The 1,736-nt window shown below is 69.9% G+C and carries 2 protein-coding genes; both read left to right on the forward strand.

Annotated elements, in window-relative coordinates; translation table 11 throughout:
• On the forward strand, positions 1-320 hold a 320-nt coding region (locus tag AB0H87_RS41535; RefSeq protein WP_360159290.1), incomplete at its 5' end, for a peptide deformylase.
• A 77-nt stretch (positions 321-397) separates the two neighbouring features.
• On the forward strand, positions 398-1,084 hold the full coding sequence (locus AB0H87_RS41540) for a hypothetical protein (RefSeq protein ID WP_360159293.1): 687 nt from the start codon (positions 398-400) through the stop codon (positions 1,082-1,084).
• The last annotated feature ends 652 nt before the right edge of the window (positions 1,085-1,736 follow it).

Genomic DNA, 1,736 nt, shown 5'->3' on the forward strand with positions numbered 1-1,736 from the left:
TCGACGTCACCGGCCACCCGAAGACGGTGACCCTGCACGGGACGTTCGTGCTCTGCAACGCGACGGTGGTGTCGGCGACCCGCTGGCGCCCGGGCCGCGAGGGCTGCATGTCGGTGCCGGACCTGACCGGCGACGTGAAACGCGCGAGCCGGGTCGTCGTCGAGGGCGTTCTGCCGGGTACGGGCGAGCCCGTTTCCCTGACCACGGACGGCTTCGAGGCCCGCGCGCTGCAACACGAGATCGACCACTGTGCGGGGTTGCTGTTCCTCGACCGGGTGGCCGGCGCGCACGCGCTGTATCAGCGCAAGGTCTATCTGTGAACGTCTGTTCGGAGGCATGATGTGGCGCGGCGCGTCGCAATGGTTGGAACGGCGCGTACCGATACGGTGATCCCATCATGCGACTGACGGTTGGCCCCCTGCCACCCGCCGTCTACTGGCGGCGTCGGGCGATCGTGCTTGGCGCTGCCGTGGTCGTCATTTTCCTTGTTGTGCAGTCGTGCTCAGGCGGCGACGCGAGCTCGGTCGGCAACGGCAAGGGCGGGGCGAGCAGCGCGCCGGCCGCCGCGCCGACGACCGGCGAGTCGATCCTGCGCCCGCACACGGACCCGCCGGAAGAGGAGCCCACCTCGGAGCCGCCGGCTTCCAACCCGGCGCCGCGCACGGGCGAGGCGGCACCGCCGCCGGACGACGGCTCGTGCACCGACGCGGAAATGCTGATCACCCCGGTGCCCGAGGCAACGTCGGCACAGCGCGGCTCGACGATCGCGATCCGGTTGCGGATCAAGAACACGGGCAAGCGCACCTGCAGCCGTGACGTGGGTGCGGACCAGCAGGAGCTCTACATCAAGAAGGGCGCCGCCAAGGTCTGGTCGTCGGACACCTGCGGCAACGTCAAGGGCAGCGACGTCCAGCCCTTCACCCCGAACTTCGAGCGCGAGTACCGGGTCGACTGGAACGGTCACGACGTCAGCAAGTGCGCCGACAACCTGGCCGACGGCCCTATCCCGGCCGCTGGTGAGTATCAGGTGTTCGGTCGTCTGGCCACCAAGACGAGTAACCCGGTCAAGTTGACGCTGCAGTAGCGGTTCTTGCTTGGTTGCGGTCTAGGGCTGGAGAGGATGTCGTGCGCCTGCGCTAAACGCACACCCCGCTCAATGCTCCGGCGCACGACATCCTCCCCAGCCCTGACCCAGTCGCCGCTGGTCGACTCCGATGCCGGGCCGTGGGTCACAGTCCATTGGCTGGGCGCCGCTGTGCGAATTCCGTGCTGGTTGCGCTTCGGGGTGACGTGCGGGCAGTGCCGGTCATGCCCGCTGTGGGTGGGCTGTCTCGTCATTTCAGCGGGACTCGGACCATCCGTGTCAGCCCGTTTGCCCGGCTGTTTCAGCAGGGCCATTCTTGGTTGGCTGCTTCAGTCGGGCCATGCTCGGTGGCTCGATCGACGGGCCATCTGCTGGATGGCGAGGCGGGATCGTCCGGTCAGCCGCTGGATGGCGACGTTCCGTCGTTCCCGCGCGTGGCTGCGGCCGCGCCGCCCGCGCCGCCCGCGCCCCCCGCGCCGCCCGCGCCGCCCGCTCGCGCAGCCGCAGTCGTCTCACCGGCCGTGCCCGGCGCGGTAATGCCCGCCCCGCGGCCCTACTGCCTCGCCGGCCGGCGCACGGGCGGGCCGATGATCAGGTGGAACTCGTTGCGCAGCAGGCGGTCGACGGGGTCGCCGAAGAACTGGTGCTCGGC

Origin of the sequence: Asanoa sp. NPDC050611, from assembly GCF_040654855.1 — a bacterium.
Taxonomy (GTDB): domain Bacteria; phylum Actinomycetota; class Actinomycetes; order Mycobacteriales; family Micromonosporaceae; genus Asanoa.